A 17,336-nucleotide genomic window follows, 5' to 3' on the forward strand; every position below is an offset into this window, starting at 1 on the left:
GCACTGTACCTCTGCGCCTCGCGGAGCTCCCCCTCCGCCGTCCGAAGGGCGTGAGCGGTGCCCCGGCACCGGCCCCCGCCCCCCATCCGGCCCGCCCGGACGAAAGACCTCAGGAAGAGGAGAAGGCCATCAGTATCCGTGTGCTGATCGCGGACGATCAGACGATCGTCCGCGCGGGATTCGCGGCGATCCTGACGGCCGAGGCCGACATGACCGTGGTCGGCGAGGCAGCCGAAGGGGACGCGGCGGTCGCGATGGCGGCCGAGCTCGTGCCCGACCTGGTGTTGATGGACATCCGCATGCCCGGCATGGACGGGCTGACGGCCACCCGGCTGATCACGCGGCACAGCAGTCGCCCCCGAGTCCTGGTGCTGACCACGTTCGACCTCGATGCCTACGTCTACGAAGCCCTGCGGGCCGGAGCCTCCGGCTACCTGCTCAAGGACGCCGAGCCAGAAGCCCTGCTGGCCGCGATACGGGGTGTCGCCGCCGGTGACGGCGTCCTCGCGCCTGCGGTCACCGGACGTCTGATAGCCGCCTTCGCCCAAGGCGCCCCGGTCTCTTCGGAGAGCACCGGGGCCCTGAACAGCCTCACCCAGCGCGAGCGCGAGATTCTGACGCTGGTCGCCACGGGCTTGAGCAACGCGGAGATCGGGAAGCGCCTGGGGGTCGCCCTCGGCACGGTGAAGGTCCATGTCAGCGCGGTGTTGAACAAACTGGGTCTGCGGGATCGTGTGCAGGCGACCATTTTCGCCTATGAAAGCGGACTCATCCGTCCGTCGGGGCTGTCAACTCCCTGAGGAGTAGCGGCATCCAGACTTCCGAGCAGCTGACGCATGGCGGCCAGTGTCGCTCTCGTGGCGGCGGCGACGTCGTCCAGACTGCCCGCCTCCGCCGAGGAGATCACCCGAGTGGTCTGCCGGAGCACCGTCTCCCGCAGGCCGCCGGCGACCCGCTGCCGCTCACTGTGGACCAGGTCCTTCTTGCCGGCCAGCAACGCCGTGAGCGCTGCGTCCTCGCGCCTCAACTCCCGCCTGCGGCGCATGTGCATCAGCCACCCCGCCAACCACGCGGCCGTGAACATCAGGCCGGGCAAAGGCAGCACCGGCAAGAGAACGAACAGCACAACGAAGGGATCGACAGGCTCTCCGACCAGTATCCCGTCGGCGGTGAACGCCGCCATCATCGATACCACGAACGAAAGGATCATGGCGGGAACAGGCAGAAACGACATCCGGAGGCCCGGCGGATACGTCAGTGATGTCGTCCTCGATTGCTGAACGTACCGGCCGTCAGGGGAGGTTGCGGGTTTCAGCACGCGACCGTAGGCCGCGACACCGTAGACAGCGGCCACTTCGGCGAGTCCGCCGCCCACGAGACAGGATGCGGCGGACAGCGGCAGCACACCGCTGTGGAGCAGCACCGGCCACAGAAGGGCGGTGACCCCGACCGCCGTGAGGGTCAGCCAAGGGGCACGTCGGCGCCACAACAGCGGCAGCGCGTGCATGGTCAGTACCAGCGCGAGCAGCAGGCGGACCGAGACCGAGTGACCGACATCGTCCGCCTCTGCCAGGGCGAACGCCAGCGACAACGCGGCGACAAGGCCGAAGACTGCTCCGTCCGCGATCTGCTGCTCGCGTGTGAAGTTGCGCCGTCGTCCCACGGCCGACTGCCATCCGGACGAGGTGTCGGGGAGCACGGCGTGCACACGCCAACCTCCGTCGGGGCGGGGCCCCGCGGAAAGTTGCCCGCCGATCGCATCGGCGCGTCGCCACATCCCCGCCACACCCCGGCCGGAGCCGAGAGGCGGCTGGCTGCCGTCGGTACCGCCCGGCGGTTTGCTGTTGTCAATGGTCAGTCGTAGGGCGTCCTCGGATCGCTCCGCCCGAATGCCGACCGACGCGCCCGGTGCGTAGCGCAGGGTGTTGGTCAGAGCCTCCCGGATGATGCCGTGGGCCGCCTCCGCCGCAGGGCCGACCAGATCGGGAGGCAGGGAAACGGAGATGGGGCGACCCAGTCTGCCGAAGCCCGCGATCAGGGCCTCGATCGAGGCGGTCATCGACTGGGGAGCCGGTGTGTCGTCCACCTGCATGACCGTCACGAGACGGCGCAGGGCGGACTGGGTCTCCCGTGCGGTGCGGCTGGCGAACGTGAGGGCCTCCGTGGCCAATTCGGGTCTGCTGTCACCAAGCCTGCGGGCAGCTTCGACGGTCACCACGACGGAGGTGAGGTGATGTGCGCTGATGTCGTGCAACTCGTTCGCCAACCGGTTCCGTTCGGTGCCGGCGGCCTGCCCCCGTTCCTGTTCGGCACGGGCCAGTTGCTGTTGTGTCACCTGCCGTTCCCGCAGCCAGTGCCGGCGACCGGCGCCGAGAGCAGCCGCCGGCAGGCACAGGAAGACGGTGATGAGCCAGTCGTGGACGAGAGCGCTGCTGAATCCGTACTGCACGGTGGCCGGCAGGAGTTGGACAACGGCGGCTGCGGCGGTCGCGCCCAGCCCGACGACCCAGTCGCTCCGAGCGGTCACGGAGAAGAGCGCCACCTGGACGGCCAGCAGGCCCGTCAGGCCCACCAGGTCGGGCGGGATCAGGAGTTGTACCAGTACGGACGTGGTGAGGGTAAGGCCAAGAGCGGTGAGTGGTGCCCGGGTTCGCCGTTCGAGCGCGACCACGGTGCATGCCAAGGCAGAGAAGTAAGTGATGCACACCGTTGTGTTCGGAGGCTTCTCCAGCAACGGAAGGGTGAAGAACCACAGAGCGGATTCTGCCAACGCGAACAGGCCCGGCAGGAGCAGGCCTCGAGTCCTTCCCATCGGCGTAAGTGTAGAGGGGGGGCACTGCTCCGCCTGTCGTCGAGGGCTGGTGCGCCGGTGACCCGTCTAGGTCTTGCGGCCTAGGTGACGTTCCTCCCGGTGGTCGACGTCCCAGTGGGTCCCGGGACGGAAGGATTGAGGCATGGAACGAACCGATGTCATCGTCGTCTTGGCCGCCGTTCTGATCCTGGTGGTCACGGCCAAGCCGTTGAAGAAGGTGCCCACCTGGCACATCGTCGTTCTGGCCGTCCTCCTCTACCCAGTGGACAGGGTATTGCTCTCGGTATTGGAATCGGCCGGGATCGTCAACAGCCCATGGTCCAAGTATCCCCTCCTGATCAGCGTGACCTTTGTGTTCACCGTACTCACCGCGCCGGTCGTCCGGGGGTACAAGGCCCGCCGGGACAGGCGCGCCGGTCGTCAGCACCACGACCAGGATCACGACCAGGATCACGACCAGCACGTCGACGCATGAGCGTTTGCCCCTTCCACCAACAACGACCTCAGATCGGCAGAAGCATGTCCCACCACCGTTCGTCCCGGGCCGCCATCGGCCTGGTCTCGCTCGCCGTACTGGCAGCCGCCACCCTCACAGCCTGCGACCCGGATGTCGAGGACGACGGAGCCGCCGCGATACCCGCGGTCCCCGCCGCTCTCGGTGAACAGAAACTGGACTGGGCCGGATGCCCCGCCCCGTCCGCGGCCCAGGGCGGCGGAGAGAAGCCCGAGGACCTGCCGGACGGCACGAAGTGGCAGTGCGCCACCATGAAGGCGCCCCTGGACTACGCGAAGCCCGACGGCAGGACCATCGATATCGCCCTCGTCCGGGCACGGGCCGCGAAGGACTCCGGCAAGAAGAGCCTTGGATCTCTCGTCTTCAACTTCGGAGGCCCCGGTGGGGCCGGGGTGCCGACGCTTCCCGCCTTTGCGGCCGAGGACTACCTGGAGCTGCACAAGCGTTACGACCTGGTCAGCTTCGATCCGCGGGGGGTCGGGGACAGTGCCGGTGTGCAGTGCCTGGACGACAAGGCCATGGATGCCTGGCTGGCCCAGGACTCGACACCGGACGACGCTGCGGAGGAGAAGGTCCTCACCCTCGGTACAAGCGCGTATGCCCGGGCCTGTGAAAGCAACTCGGGTGCGGTGCTGGAGCACGTCGGCACACAGGAGGCCGCACGCGATCTCGACCTGATGCGCCGGGTCCTGGGCGACGAGAAGCTGAACTACTTCGGCCTCTCCTACGGAACGCAGCTCGGCGGCGTCTACGCGCACCTCTTCCCGAAGAACGTCGGACGGACCGTCTTCGACGCCGTGGTCGATCCCACTCAGGATTCCGCGACAGTCACCCTCAGCCAGACGGAGGGATTCGAGAGCGCGCTGCAGAACTTCCTCAAGGACTGTGTGAAGCAGGATGAGTGCTTCTTCGAGGGGAAGGACCCCGCTCGGGGTGAGAAGGAGATCACCGAGTTGCTCGAGAGCCTGGACACGAAGCCCCTGCCTGTGGAAGACGACGACCGCGTCCTGACACAAGGTCAGGCAGGCATAGGCATCCTCGCCGCCCTCTACAGTCAGGAGAGCTGGTCGTGGCTCAGCCGTGCCCTGCAGGCCGCCGAGGAGGGGGAGGGCGGCGAGCTGCTGTGGCTCTCCGACATGTACGCCGAGCGCAACGACGGCGTGTACTCCAATTCCGGTCCCGCCAATACAGCGGTGAACTGCGCCGACAGCAAGGATCGCTTCACCGTCGAGGACGTGCACCAGCAGCTTCCCGAGTTCCGTAAGGCCTCTCCGGTGTTCGGCGACATGACCGCCTGGATGCTGCTCGCCTGCACCGACTGGCCGGTGGAAGGCCACGCGTCCACCGTCGACGTGAAGGCCGACGGCGCGGGCCCCGTTCTCGTCATCGGCAACACCGGCGACCCGGCCACCCCCTACGAGGGTGCCAAGAAGATGGCGGATGCGCTGGGCAAGGGAGTCGGTGTCCACCTCACCGTCGAGGGTGAAGGGCACGGCACCTACGCCGTCAACAAGTGCCTGACCAAGATCGTCGACAAGTACCTGCTCGACGGGACGGTCCCGAAGAACGACACCGTCTGCTCGTGAACCGGGCGGTTCCCGCCTCCGGCGAAGCGTCCGAGGGCCGGCCTCGGTGAGGAGGCCGGCCCCGGCCCCGTGCCGCGGTGGCCGCGACCGCTGAACCGGCGTTCCGGCGGGCGCCGGTTCAGCGCAGGAGCAGTTGGACGATGGCGAACGTGCCCACGACGACGACGAAGGCCCGCAGGGCGGGCGGAGGGAGCCGGCGCCCGACCTTCGCGCCGACCTGGCCGCCGATCGCCGAGCCCACGGCGATGAGCAGGACGGCGGTCCAGTCGAAGTCGGCGACGAACAGGAAGAACAGGGCCGCGATGCTGTTCACGACGGCGGCCAGGACGTTCTTGACGGCGTTCAGCCGCTGGAGGGTGTCCTCGAGCAGCATGCCCATCAGGGAGAGGTAGATGATCCCCTGGGCCGCTGTGAAGTAACCCCCGTAGACGCTGGCGAGCAGGAGCCCGCCGAAGAGGAGGGGCCCGCCGTCGGTTTTGGTGACCGTGCCCGTGCGGGCCCGGCGGCGCTGCACGCGGGCGGAGATGCGGGGCTGGAGCACGACGAGGACCAGCGCGAGCGCGACGAGTACGGGGACGATCGTCTCGAAGGCGGTCGCGGGGAGCGTGAGCAGCAGCATCGCCCCGGCGAGTCCGCCGATCACCGCGGCCACGCCGAGCCGCAGGACGAGACGGCGCTGGCCCTTGAGTTCCGCCCGGTAGCCTATGGCGCCGCTGACCGAACCGGGGATCAGCCCGAGGGCGTTGGACACGGTGGCGGTCACCGGAGGCAGCCCGGTGGCGAGCAGGACGGGAAACGTGATCAGTGTGCCCGAGCCGACGATGGTGTTGATGGTGCCGGCGCCGATTCCGGCGGCGAAGACCGCCAGTGCCTCCCAGATGGACAAGGCCATCTCCTTCTGATTCGGTGAGTCGCCTCCCCGCCGTGAAGGTCGAGGGGCCACCACCGATCATGCAGGAAGGGCGTGCATGCCAGGGCGACCGGGGGCATCACCCGGTTACCCCAACCGGTCACCCGGACACCGGGTCAGAGGGTGGCCGCGTGGTCGGGGACGTACGTCTGCAGGTCGCGGGGCGGACGCTGGTAGCCGGCCGACGGCGGGCGCTCCGGCAGTTCGATGACCGGCGGCTCCACCTCCTGGTAGGGCACCGTGCTCAGCAGATGGGCGATCATGTTCAGCCGCGCGCGGCGCTTGTCGTCGCTCTCCACGACGTACCACGGCGCTTCGGTGATGTCGGTGTGTACCAGCATCGAATCCTTGGCCTGGGAGTACGCCTCCCAGCGGGTGATCGACTCGAGGTCCATCGGCGAGAGTTTCCAGCGGCGCACCGGATCCTCCAGCCGCTTGCGGAATCGTGTCTCCTGCTCGGTGTCGCTCACCGAGAACCAGTACTTGCGCAGCAGGATCCCGTCCTCCACCAGCATCCGCTCGAAGATCGGGCACTGGTGCAGAAAGCGCTGGTACTCCTCCTTCGTACAGAAGCCCATGACCCGCTCCACGCCGGCACGGTTGTACCAGGACCGGTCGAACAACACGATCTCGCCGGCGGCCGGCAGATGCTCGACGTACCGCTGGAAGTACCACTGGGTGCGCTGGCGTTCGGTCGGCGTGGGCAGGGCCGCGATCCGTGCCACGCGCGGGTTGAGGTACTCGGTGACCCGCTTGATGGTGCCGCCCTTGCCCGCGGCGTCCCGGCCCTCGAAGACGACGACCAGCCGCGCCCCCTCGGCCCGCACCCACTCCTGGAGCTTCACCAGCTCCGCCTGCAGACGCAGCAGCTCGCTCTCGTACGCCGCACGGGGCAGCTTCGCCGCCTTCTTGCCGGCCATGTCGCCGCCTCCACCGCCCGGTGACCCGCGCCGTCCTCGGGCGGGTCACTGCATTCAAGGTCACACCCCAGGACGCCACCGTACTGATGGGCGAGGATCCGCGCATCCGGCCCGGTGACGCTCCAGGTGGGCTCGAGGACTACAGCAATGTGCTCCAGTACGACCAGAAGCGGGTGAGGACGAGCACGGCGAGCAGGGCGTACCAGGGGCCGAGCAGCATCCGGTGCGTGTCCCGGACGACCTCCCGCACCAGCCGGGGTGCCGGGACGAGGCCGGCGACAACCGATCCGGAGGTGTCCCGTGCACGACCATATCGACCGTTCCAGGGCAAACCCCGGAAGGCGCCACCACCCCCGACGACACCGGACTGTACGAGGCCCAGCGGCAGGGCTTCCTCGACCCCGACGACCCGCGGGTCGTCGCCGCGGCCGAACGGGCCGGTATCCCCCGGGACTGGATCGAGCGGGACTGGATCGAGGCCGCCCAGCGCTCCCCGATCCACGCCCTGATCAACACCTACAAGGTGGCCCTGCCCCTGTACCCGGAGTACCGGACGATGCTCATGGTCCGGTACATCCCGCCGCTGTCCCCGGTGGTCGACGCCGTCCGCGACACCGGCCGGGACGCCGAGGACCACCGCACCCTCTTCGCCGCCGTCGACGCCCTGCGCGTCCCCGTCGACTACCTGCCCAGCTGTTCACCGCCGGCGACCCGGCGCCGGTCGACGCGGTGCTGCGCCGGCTGGCCGCCATGCGCGCCTACCTGCGCGACATCAACCTCGGCCGTGAACCGGACGCGTCCGTCCCCGAGGCCGTCGGCATGGGCGAGGAACAGATGTACGACATGTACCGGCTGCGGCCCTCGCCAAGTACGACGGGCGGTACGTCATCCCGCCCGCCCACGCCGAACAGGCCCACCGGCTCGAGGAACTGGCCACCGAGTGCAGCCTCGACTACGAGGGCGGCCCCGGCATGGGCGGCTCGGGCCCCTTGGGGAAACGTTCGGCGGCGCCGCCCCATCGTCGTGGAGAACTTCCACGCCCTGCGTGACCGCCAGACCTCCGACACCCCGGCCACCCCCACCGACAAGGACACCCGCGTCAACCTCCTCGACTGGGACGGCAAGGGGGTCTCGTGGGGCCTGTTTCCCAAGACACCGCCCGGGGACGCCGACAACGGCGGGCCCCCTTCCCGCCCCGACCGCGACAGGAAGGCGGGACCGAAACCATGAGCATGCGAAAGAAGAAGCAGCCCTCGAAGACCACACGGGCGACCGCCACCCGGCCCTGGCGCCCGCCGGCCTGGCAGGCCCAGTCCCTGCTGCTCGCCCACCCCGACGACCGGTTCGACGAGCACCTGGCCCTTCACCCGTCTCGTCCACATGCTCACCGCCCCCTCGGTCACCTCACCCGCCCGTACATCGTCTACCGCAGCCGCGACACCGCCCTCGGCACCCGCACGCCCCGCCGGGGCTGGGAGCGCACCGGGTAGGCGCGCGGGGACGGACGGGGGAGCGCGCGGCCGTGTCGCTGCCGTCCGGTTGCTCCGGGTTCGCGAGGATGTAGCTTTCCTGCGGGTGACCCGAGGGCGGAGCGACGTGCTGGAGCGCGGAGGCCGACCTCGTGGCGGGCGTCGGCATCGCGGCGGTCGGGGTGGCCTGTGTGGCCCGCACGGTGCGGGCGGGCCACAGCGGTGACCTTCCGCTGGCCGGGCTGCCGCTGCTGCTCGGCGTGCACCAGGTGATCGAGGCGGCGGTCTGGGCCTCCGGCGGAGGGACGGGCCCGGCCGTGCTGCTGTGGGCGGTCGTCGCCCTGCCGCTGCTGGCGCTCTGGATGCCGGTGGGTGTGTGGTGCGCCGCGCCGAAGGGCGTAGGAGGGGACGCGCTGCGCAGGCTGACGCCGCCCCTCGTCGCCGGGGCCGTGACGGCGGCGGTCCTCGGCTGCGTCCTCGCCGCCCGTCCCGTGCGGGCGGAGATCCGCGGCCGCACCATCGGTTACGTCGTGGACCTGCCGTACGCCCCGCTGCTGGTCGTGGGCTATCTGCTGGCCACCGTCGGGTCCCTGCTGCTCTCCGGCGACCGCGGCCTGCGGGCCCTCGGTGTCCTGGCCGGTGCGGGCGCGCTCGTCTCCTGGGCCTTGTGGCGGATGGAGTTCGTCTCGATCTGGTGCGCGTTCGCCGCCGTGTGCTCACTGGTCCTGTTCGGGTGGGTGCGGGGGCGTGGGCGGCGGTCGGGGTTGACCGCCGCGGCAGGGTGACGGCCTCGACCGGCAGGCGGAGGTGACGCGCATCACGTCACCTCGATTGAGTCGGGCACAGGGACAATGTCCGTACCCTCACGTGACGTTCGAGATCCGGATGCGAGGATGAGGCCGCCATGACCAGTGGGTGGTGTTCTCGCACGGTACGGGCCGCGGTGTTCGCGGCTGTCTGCGTGCTGCTCGCCGCCCTCGGCCACGTTCTGATGTCACGGACCGCGGTGCCCGGGTGGGCCCTGGCGGCAGGGGCGGCGGCGACCGGCGTCACGGCCTGGCTCCTGGCCGGCCGGGAGCGCGGGCCGTGGCTGGTCGGCTCCGTCGCGGTGGCCGCACAGGCCGCCCTGCACACCTTGTTCGCCTTCGCCCAGGCACTGGTCCACCCGGATCCCTCGGGCGGAGGTTCGCTGCTCGAGCGCGGGCTGCACAACCTGCTGATGCGTCAGCACGCCGCGCCCCTCTCCCCGGAGGGCGGCATGGGGCACGGCATGAGTGGCGGTATGGGCGGTGAGACGGCGGGCAGCCCGCATTCCGTGCACTCCGCCCATGCCGAGCACACCGCCCACTCCATGGCCGCGGACGGCATGTCGTCGACCGGGATGCTCGCCGCCCACCTGCTGGCCGCGCTGGTGTGCGCCCTCTGGCTCGCGCGTGGCGAACGTGCGGCGTTCCGCATCCTGCGTGCCTTCGCCGGCCGACTGTTCGCGCCGCTGCGCGGACTGCTGCTGCGGCTGCCCGCACCGCCGGACCGTCCACGCGTCCGCGCGCGCCGCACCGGGCAAGGCCGGATGCCGCGCCGGCTCCTCCTCACCCACACGATCACCACGCGGGGCCCGCCCGCCGGGGTCGCTGTCGTCTGACGACAGCCGGTTCCCCGAGGCCTCCTGGAACCCGCCCAACCGGCGGATCGACGCCGCAGTCGAGCCGTCGGCCGTCGACGTTCCCGCCTCGGGCACCGGCCGCGCACGTCCGTGCCCGGCCGCCACCCAACCCCTCACCGGCACCGTCGTGTCGCACCCGTCGGGCCATCGGGCCGTCGGGCCGTCGCGTCTGCCGAGCCGGTCGCGCCCGCGGTGTCACGCGGATACGGCCACGCCGTACCGCTGCCCGCGTGCGCCGACGGCGCGACGCGCCGGCGCGGATCCGGCCGCCGGTGCCGGAACTCCCGGAAGGACAGCCGCAGGTGAGCACTGTCGCCCTGCTTCCCCCACGGAAACAGCCGAAAGAGGAGTCGATCACCGCCTGGGCGCTCGCCGCCCGCGGCGGAGACACCGAGGCCGTGGAGCATTTCGTCCGTGCTCTGCACCCGGACGTCCGCCGCTACGTGACGTTCCTCGGCGCCGACCCGCAGAGCGCCGACGACCTGACCCAGGACACGTTCCTGCGGGCCCTGAGCAGCCTGCACCGGTTCGAGGGCCGCTCGTCGGCCCGTACCTGGCTGCTGGCGATCGCCCGCCGGGCCGTGATCGACGGCATCCGCCACAGCTCCGCCCGCCCCCGCCTGGTGGACGCGGCGGACTGGGAGGCGGTCGTCGAACGCAACCAGCCGCGTGATCTGCCGGGCTTCGACGACGGCGTCGTCCTCGCGGAACTGCTGGACGCGCTCCCCGACGACCGGCGGGAGGCGTTCGTCCTCACGCAGATGTCCGGTCTTTCTTACGCGGAGGCCGCCCTCATCACCGGCTGCCCGATCGGCACGGTGCGCTCGCGGGTCGCCCGCGCCCGCGTCTCGCTGATGCGGTGGCTGGGCGAGGCCGACGACGGGTGACGGCCCTCCTCCGGCCGGGCGGCGCACGGTGCCCGGCCGGAGGAGGACCCGGCAGTAGTCTGGGCCGTTGTCCAGCGGCTGACGACTCCCCGGAGGCAACGCGTGACGACCACCACCCCGCCGGTCACCCTCGACGACGTCCGTGCCGCCGCCGAACGGCTCGACGGCGTCGCCCATCGCACCCCGGTCCTGCGCTCCCGCACCCTGGACGCGCTGGTCGGCGCCGAAGTCCACCTGAAGTGCGAGAACTTCCAGCGCGTGGGCGCCTTCAAGTTCCGGGGCGCCTACAACGCGGCCTCCCGGCTCACCCCCGAGCAGTTGTCCCGGGGCATCGCCGCCTACTCCTCCGGCAACCACGCCCAGGCCGTTGCCCTGGCCGCGCGGGAACTCGGTACCACGGCCGTCATCGTCATGCCCGAGGACGCCCCGCCGTCGAAGCGGGCGGCCACCGAGGCGTACGGAGCGGAGATCGTCACCTACGACCGGTACACCGGCGACCGGGTCGCCGTCGCAAAAGCCCTGGCCGCGGAGCGCGGCCTGGCGCTCATCCCGCCCTACGAGCATCCGCACGTCATCGCGGGACAGGGCACGGCGGCCCTCGAACTCATCGAAGAAGCCGGGGAGTTGGATGTGCTCATCGCGCCGGTCGGCGGCGGCGGGCTGATCGCCGGAAGCGCCACCGCGGTCAAGGGCCTGTACCCCGGGACGCGGGTGGTCGGGGTCGAGCCCGAGGCCGGCGACGACACCAAGCGCTCCCTGGAGGCGGGACACCGCGTGAGCATCCCGGTCCCGCGCACCATCGCCGACGGCCAGGCCCTGCACACCCCGGGCGAACTGACGTTCTCCGTCAACCAGCGGCTCCTGGACGGGATCGTCCTCGTCGACGACGACGAGATCAGGGAGGCCATGCGGTTCGCCTTCGAGCGGCTGAAGATCGTCCTCGAGCCGAGCGGCGCCACCCCCTTGGCAGCGCTCCTGACCGGCCGCGCCGGCCGCCTCCCGAACAAGGTCGGACTGATCCTCTCCGGCGGCAACGTCGACGCCGCGCGCTTCGCCCTCCTCTGCGGCTCCGGTACCTAGTAGGGCTTTGTTAGGTACCCCGGGTGTCCAAGCTCGGGTGGGGTCGTGTTTTCCTCTCAGCTGTGACACCCGAGGAGATGGAAGAGGTCCGCCCGCGCCTGGAGGCGTTCGCGGCCCAGATGCTGGGCTCGCTGGCCCGTCGGGACCAGCGGGCCAAGGGTGAGCTGTATCTGCGTGGGCTGATGCTGGACGGCAAGCGCAAGTCGATGCAGCCGATGGCCGAGCGCCTGGGTGTGGACCACCAGCAGCTCCAGCAGTTCGTCTCCTCCTCCACGTGGGACTATTCCAAGGTCCGGGAACGGGTGGCACGTTGGGCTGCGGCGCACATCGGCCCGGAGGCGTATGCCATCGACGATGTCGGCTTCCCCAAGGACGGCTACGACTCGCCGGGGGTGGCACGGATGTACTGCGGGGCGCTGGGCAAGCGTGGCAACTGCCAGATCGGGGTCAGTGTGAACCTGGTTTCCGACCGCGCGTCCTCGGCCGTCGACTGGCGCCTGTTCCTGCCCGAGAGCTGGGACGACGCCAAGCACGGCGACGACGCTTTGCTGGCCGGGGCGATCCGGCGCCGCCGGGCCAGGGCGGGCGTCCCCGATGCGGCACGGCACCGGGAGAAGTGGCGCCTGGCCCTGGACATGCTCGACGAGGTCCGCGGGGACTGGGAGTTGCCCGACCTGCCGGTCGTCGCCGACGCGGGATACGGCGACGCCACGGGCTTTCGCGAGGGCCTGACCGAACGCGGCCTGACCTACTCGGTCGCGGTCAAAGCCACCACGACTGCGCACCCCGGCGACGCCACGCCCGAGCGCCCGCCGTACTCCGGGCAGGGCCGCCCTCCCGTGTCCGCCTACCCCCAACCGCACACCACCCTGCGCGCGCTGGCCCGGGCCGCCGGACAAACGGCCACTCGCACCGTCACCTGGCGCCAGGGCAGCAAGACCACCAAACGCAATCCGAACGCCGACATGCGCTCGCAGTTCCTGGCCCTGCGGGTGCGACCGGCCAACCGGCATATCCGCCGCGCCGCCGACGGCGCGCTGCCCGAATGCTGGCTGCTCGTCCAGTGGCCACCGGACTCCGCCGAGCCGACCGACTACTGGCTCTCGACGCTGCCCGCCGACACCCCACTGCGGGAGCTGGTCCGGATCGCCAAGATCCGCTGGCGAGTTGAGCACGACTACCGCGAGCTCAAGGACGGTCTCGGCCTGGACCACTTCGAGGGCCGCAACTACCTCGGCTGGCACCGCCACACCACCCTCGCCTCCCTCGCCCAGGCCTTCTGCACCCTGCTGCGGCTCGACCCAAAAGTCCCTGCGCCGGCCTGACCCTCTACGCGGTCCTCCGCGAACTCCAGGCCCTCCTGGCCACCTGGACCGGCGCCTGCTCGATATGCGGCCAACCCGCACCCACCCCCGAACCCCACCACAGGACCTAACAAAGCCCTACTAGGCGGACTCCATCAACTCCTTGAGCCGTGCCAGGTCGGCGGCGACCATGGAGGCGTCATGCTCGAATGCGGCGTCGCTCGTCCCCGGCTGCCGGCGGAGGGTGAACACCACCTCACTCCCCGAACCGTCGACGAGCACGCGGACCGGGTTGTGGACGGTCTCCCCCGAAGGCAGCGTGACGTCGTGGTCGAGTACACCCCACTCATTGCGTGGTGCGAAGGCGACCACGACCCGGCCCATGGGGGAGGACTCCGCGACCCACCGACCATTGATCCTTTCGATGGAGCCTCCCAGGCCGTGGGCCCATGCGGGCAGGTTGGCCGGTTGCGACGCGTAGGCGTAGACATCGGCGACGGTGCGGTCGATACAGATGCTGAGGTGGCGCGATCCCCTGCCGGTGCTCTTCATTGCAGCGACGGTAGCGGTACACCGTCTCCCTCCTCTTGAACGAATCAGACACGTATGACCGGCCGGGCGGCCCTTGAACGTGCCGGTACCAGTCCCGTCACTCGAATGGCGTACCCGTCTTGACGGACGGACGGCGGAGTGGTGGCCGGAGGCCCTCGCCGGTGCCGCGCGGACGGATACCGGCCCCGACTGCGCAGAGCGACGGCCGGAAGGGAGCAGGGACATGCTTGAGATCAAGACACTGGACAGGCCGGACGAGCGGCGGGACTTTCCCAGGGGCCACCTCGAAGCCGTCCACATGACCGGGCTGGACTTCGCCGTGACCGTCTTCGAGCCCGGGTGGCGCTGGTCCGAACCGGTCGGACCGATCGCCGGAACGCCGAGTTGCCGAATCCACCACAACGGTTACGTCCTCCAGGGCCGCTTGCGCATCCGCATGGACGACGGCGCCGAGAGTGAGGTCGGCCCCGGCGACGTCTTCGTCTGCACATCCGGCCACGACGCCTGGGTCGTCGGCGAGGAACAGGTCGTGGTGTACGACTTCGCGGGCGCCACGGCCCAGAGCTACGCGAAGGCCGCCGACTAGGGTCTAGAGCACGTCCGCGCGCTGTTCGGGGGCCGTGTCACCGACGAGACCGCCGGGCAACGCACGGTCGCCGTCGAGCGGTTCGCGACGCCGGAGAAGTCCCGGGGACTACTTCAAGCAGCGCTACGGCCCGGTCATCAACGTCTGCAAGTCCCTCGCGGACGACCCCGAACGCGTCGCCGCCCTCGACACCGAACTGGCCGGACTCGCCCGCCGCCACGAGCGGAAACCGGAGAGGGCCACCTGGTCATGGACCGGGAACACCTGCTGTACACCGCGCACCGCTCGCCCGTCTGAACCCGAGGTGTGCGTCCGCGGACGTCAAACCGGCAGCAGCCGTCCGATCAGGTCGCTCAACTGGCGTATGGTGCGGCACTCGTGCATGTCGACCAGCCCGGCGTACTCGAGTGCCGCCGAGTCGCCGGTGCCCCAACGGGAGCACGGCTCGGGGTTCAACCAGTGAACGCGGCGGGTGTGTCGGGCCAGTTCGCCGACGGCCGGGAGGTTCGGGTCACCCATGTTGTTGCGGGCGTCGCCGAGGACGAACACGGTGGTCCGTGAGCCCGCGGCCTCGGCGTACCGTTCGGTGAACTCGCCCAGGGCGGCGCCGTAGTCGCTGCTGCCGTGCCAGCCGGTGATCGCGGCCTCTTGGCGGATGCGGGCACCGAGACCGTCCGGGTCGGCGGCGCCACGCACCAGCAGCCCGGTCACCTCGTCGATCCGGTTGACGAAGGCGAACACCCGCACCTTGCTGAACTGGTCGTGCAGCGCCTGCACCAGCAGCATCGTGAAGTCGGAGAATCCGGAAACCGACCCCGACACATCGCACAGCAGCACCAGTTCGGGCCGCGCGGGACGGCGACGGCGCAGCACGGGACGCATCGGCACCCCGCCCGTCGACAGGGAACCGCGCAGGGTGCGCCGCAGGTCGATGGTGCCGCGGGCGGCCCTGCGGCGGCGGGCGGCCAGCCGGGTCGCCAGCTTCCGGGCCAGCGGCTGCACCGTCCGGCGCAGCTCGGCCAGCCGGTCCTTCCCGGCGAACAGGAAGTCGACGCGGTCGGCCGTCGGGGCCACCGCACGCCGGGCGATCTCGTCCCGGTCCCGCCGTTCGGCGACCCGGCGCCGTGCCTCCGCGGCCACCATCCGGCGGAACTCCTCGATGCGGCGCCGGATCTCGTCCTCCAGCAGCCGGTCGCCGAACCCCGCCGCGCCGTCCCGGGCCCGTACCTCGTCCCGGACCCGCGCGAGCAGCGTCTGCGGGCGCAGCCGGTCCAGCGTCTGGTGCGACGACCAGCCGTCCGACGCCGGGGAACTCCCGTATCCGCCGAAGCCGTCGACCGCCTCCATCGCCAACCGGGCCATCAGCGCCGTGTCATGGGTGGCGAGCGCCGCTGCCAGCCGCTCGCGCAGATCCGCACGATCCGCGGGGTCCGCACGATCCGCACGATCCGCACGATCCGCGGGGTCCGCGGGGTCCGTGCGGCCTTCGGGTGTGCCGACCCGGCGGGGGAAGTACAGGTCGAAGACCGCGTCGAACACCGCGCGTTGGCCCGTGGTGTGCAGCAGCGTCGCGGCCAGGCCCTCGCGGAGCAACTCCCGGTCCGCGAGCCCCAGTTCCCGGGTCGCCCGTGCCGCGTCCACGGTCTCACCGGTGCCGATGCGCACGCCGTGCGCGCGGAGCGCGCTGACGAGGCCGGTCAGCCGGGCGGTGAGGTCCGCGGTGGCGTTCACACGGCGTCCAGGTCGAGCTTGGCCTCGGCCTTCAGGATGTCGTCCTGGTGCTTGAGGATCACACCCAGGCTGTCCCGTACGACCGTTTCGTCCAGCGTGAGGGCGCCGAGCGCCAGCAGGGTGCGGGCCCAGTCGATGGTCTCGGCCACCGACGGCACCTTGCGCAGGTCCATCGCGCGCAGCGCCCCGACCACCCGCACCACCGACTCGGCCAACGCCGCGTCGATCCCCGGCACCTTCAGCCGGACGATCCGACGCTCCAACTCCGGGTCGGGGAACCCGATGTGCAGGAACAGGCAGCGGCGGCGCAGCGCCTCGGACAGTTCACGGGTCGCGTTCGAGGTGAGGACGACGAAGGGGCGACGGCTCGCGGTGACCGTGCCGAGCTCGGGAACGGTCACCTGGAAGTCGCTGAGCACCTCCAGCAGCAGCCCCTCCACCTCGACGTCCGCCTTGTCGGTCTCGTCGATCAGCAGCACCTTGGGATCGTCCCCGCGGATGGCCGTCAGCAGCGGACGCGGCAGCAGGAACTCCTCGCTGAAAATGTCCGTACGCGCCTCGTCCCACGTCTCGTCCCGGCCGGCGCTGATGCGCAGCAGCTGCTTGGCGTGGTTCCACTCGTACAGGGCCCGGGACTCGTCGACGCCCTCGTAGCACTGCAGACGCACCAGGTGGGCCCCGGCGACCTGGGCCACCGCCTTGGCCAGCTCCGTCTTGCCGACCCCGGCGGGGCCCTCCACCAGCAGCGGCTTCCCGAGCCGGTCGGCGAGGAAGACGGTCGTGGCCACCGCGGGCGACGCCAGATAACCCGCCTCGGCGAGTCGCGCCAAGACGTCGTCGACGGAAGTGAACACCTGGGCCTCCAGCTCGGGGCGGCACTGACTGAGCACTGACTGACGCTGCTATCCAAGCGCTTGTTCACCCTCCTGTCATCATCGGCAGAACGGGGTGGCCGTCATCACAGCCACTCCGTCTCGGTCTTCGTCCCTGTCTCTGCCTCCGTCCGTGCTCCGGGCTCACGCGGCCTGCGCGGCCGAGCCCACCGCCGACACCGCAGGGGTGCGCAGCACCTGGCGGGCCGTCCACGGGGTCGCCCCCGGCGTGGCCGCCGCCGAGACCACAACCATCGCGAGCCGGATGCCGAAGAACTGGTCCGGCAGGACCGCGTCGGTGCGCACCACCGTGAACGGCACGGTCCCGGCCGCGGTGCCGAAGAAGACCCCGGTGACCGTGAGGATCACGCTCTCGGCGCCCACCTGCCCAGGGTCGCCCCGTTCAGCGGCAGCGCGCCGAGCATCCCCTTCAGCGGCCGCGGCGACAGC

Annotated in this window: 15 protein-coding genes and 3 pseudogenes; 11 read left to right on the top strand and 7 right to left on the bottom strand. The window is 70.7% G+C overall.

What is annotated here, in order from left to right; translation table 11 throughout:
* The first annotated feature begins 128 nt into the window (after nt 1–128).
* The gene (locus ACFP2V_RS13600; RefSeq protein ID WP_381210987.1) at nt 129–800 is read left to right on the top strand and encodes a response regulator; all 672 of its coding nucleotides are present in this window, start codon (nt 129–131) and stop codon (nt 798–800) included.
* On the opposite strand, the gene ACFP2V_RS13605 is transcribed toward ACFP2V_RS13600, so the two are convergent.
* Complete coding sequence (locus tag ACFP2V_RS13605; protein ID WP_381210622.1) at nt 755–2,812, bottom strand: sensor histidine kinase; 2,058 nt, start codon at nt 2,810–2,812, stop codon at nt 755–757. The genes ACFP2V_RS13600 and ACFP2V_RS13605 overlap by 46 nt on opposite strands.
* 142 nt (nt 2,813–2,954) lie before the next feature.
* Here ACFP2V_RS13605 and ACFP2V_RS13610 point away from each other — a divergent pair, with 142 nt between their 5' ends.
* Together ACFP2V_RS13610 and ACFP2V_RS13615 are read left to right on the top strand one after the other, a co-directional pair.
* Nucleotides 2,955–3,287, top strand: coding sequence for a hypothetical protein (locus ACFP2V_RS13610; RefSeq protein ID WP_381210625.1), 333 nt, complete (start codon nt 2,955–2,957; stop codon nt 3,285–3,287).
* A 44-nt stretch (nt 3,288–3,331) separates the two neighbouring features.
* The gene (locus ACFP2V_RS13615) at nt 3,332–4,912 is read left to right on the top strand and encodes an alpha/beta hydrolase (protein ID WP_381210627.1); all 1,581 of its coding nucleotides are present in this window, start codon (nt 3,332–3,334) and stop codon (nt 4,910–4,912) included.
* 118 nt (nt 4,913–5,030) lie between these two features.
* On the opposite strand, the gene ACFP2V_RS13620 is transcribed toward ACFP2V_RS13615, so the two are convergent.
* Complete coding sequence (locus ACFP2V_RS13620; RefSeq protein ID WP_381210630.1) at nt 5,031–5,804, bottom strand: sulfite exporter TauE/SafE family protein; 774 nt, start codon at nt 5,802–5,804, stop codon at nt 5,031–5,033.
* 134 nt (nt 5,805–5,938) lie between these two features.
* Nucleotides 5,939–6,742, bottom strand: a complete 804-nt coding sequence (gene ppk2, locus ACFP2V_RS13625) for a polyphosphate kinase 2 (RefSeq protein WP_381210633.1) — start codon at nt 6,740–6,742, stop codon at nt 5,939–5,941.
* Nucleotides 6,743–7,079: 337 nt separating this feature from the next.
* On the opposite strand from ppk2, the pseudogene ACFP2V_RS13630 reads away from it, so the two are divergent.
* The 7 genes and pseudogenes from ACFP2V_RS13630 to ACFP2V_RS13660 form a co-directional block, all read left to right on the top strand.
* Nucleotides 7,080–7,972, top strand: a pseudogene (locus ACFP2V_RS13630) (nitrate reductase subunit beta); the annotation flags it as partial.
* Nucleotides 7,973–8,101: 129 nt separating this feature from the next.
* Nucleotides 8,102–8,232, top strand: a pseudogene (locus ACFP2V_RS13635) (respiratory nitrate reductase subunit gamma); the annotation flags it as partial.
* Nucleotides 8,233–8,339: 107 nt separating this feature from the next.
* A pseudogene (locus ACFP2V_RS13640) lies at nt 8,340–8,996 on the top strand (DUF6629 family protein); the annotation flags it as partial.
* 119 nt (nt 8,997–9,115) lie between these two features.
* Entirely contained in the window at nt 9,116–9,853 is a 738-nt protein-coding gene (locus tag ACFP2V_RS13645) for a hypothetical protein (protein ID WP_381210636.1), read from the top strand.
* A gap of 323 nt (nt 9,854–10,176) precedes the next feature.
* Nucleotides 10,177–10,761: a sigma-70 family RNA polymerase sigma factor gene (locus ACFP2V_RS13650; protein ID WP_381210639.1), complete on the top strand. Its 585-nt coding sequence runs from the start codon at nt 10,177–10,179 to the stop codon at nt 10,759–10,761.
* A gap of 102 nt (nt 10,762–10,863) precedes the next feature.
* A complete protein-coding gene (locus ACFP2V_RS13655; RefSeq protein ID WP_381210642.1) occupies nt 10,864–11,841 on the top strand; it encodes a pyridoxal-phosphate dependent enzyme in 978 nt (325 codons plus the stop codon).
* 62 nt (nt 11,842–11,903) lie between these two features.
* The gene (locus ACFP2V_RS13660) at nt 11,904–13,166 is read left to right on the top strand and encodes an IS701 family transposase (RefSeq protein ID WP_381210645.1); all 1,263 of its coding nucleotides are present in this window, start codon (nt 11,904–11,906) and stop codon (nt 13,164–13,166) included.
* Nucleotides 13,167–13,286: 120 nt separating this feature from the next.
* Here ACFP2V_RS13660 and ACFP2V_RS13665 read toward each other — a convergent pair whose 3' ends face one another.
* Nucleotides 13,287–13,697, bottom strand: coding sequence for an SRPBCC family protein (locus ACFP2V_RS13665; protein WP_381210648.1), 411 nt, complete (start codon nt 13,695–13,697; stop codon nt 13,287–13,289).
* Nucleotides 13,698–13,920: 223 nt separating this feature from the next.
* Here ACFP2V_RS13665 and ACFP2V_RS13670 point away from each other — a divergent pair, with 223 nt between their 5' ends.
* Nucleotides 13,921–14,283, top strand: coding sequence for a cupin domain-containing protein (locus ACFP2V_RS13670; RefSeq protein ID WP_381210651.1), 363 nt, complete (start codon nt 13,921–13,923; stop codon nt 14,281–14,283).
* A gap of 321 nt (nt 14,284–14,604) precedes the next feature.
* On the opposite strand, the gene ACFP2V_RS13675 is transcribed toward ACFP2V_RS13670, so the two are convergent.
* From ACFP2V_RS13675 to ACFP2V_RS13685, 3 genes are all read right to left on the bottom strand, one after another.
* On the bottom strand, nt 14,605–16,014 hold the full coding sequence (locus ACFP2V_RS13675) for a vWA domain-containing protein (protein ID WP_381210654.1): 1,410 nt from the start codon (nt 16,012–16,014) through the stop codon (nt 14,605–14,607).
* On the bottom strand, nt 16,011–16,868 hold the full coding sequence (locus tag ACFP2V_RS13680) for an AAA family ATPase (protein ID WP_381210990.1): 858 nt from the start codon (nt 16,866–16,868) through the stop codon (nt 16,011–16,013). The genes ACFP2V_RS13675 and ACFP2V_RS13680 overlap by 4 nt, the downstream gene beginning before the upstream one ends.
* A 162-nt stretch (nt 16,869–17,030) precedes the next feature.
* The gene (locus ACFP2V_RS13685; RefSeq protein ID WP_381210657.1) at nt 17,031–17,270 is read right to left on the bottom strand and encodes a hypothetical protein; all 240 of its coding nucleotides are present in this window, start codon (nt 17,268–17,270) and stop codon (nt 17,031–17,033) included.
* Between the last annotated feature and the right edge of the window lie 66 nt (nt 17,271–17,336).

Origin of the sequence: Streptomyces incanus (genome assembly GCF_042656345.1) — a bacterium.
In the GTDB taxonomy this organism is placed as follows: domain Bacteria; phylum Actinomycetota; class Actinomycetes; order Streptomycetales; family Streptomycetaceae; genus Streptomyces; species Streptomyces incanus.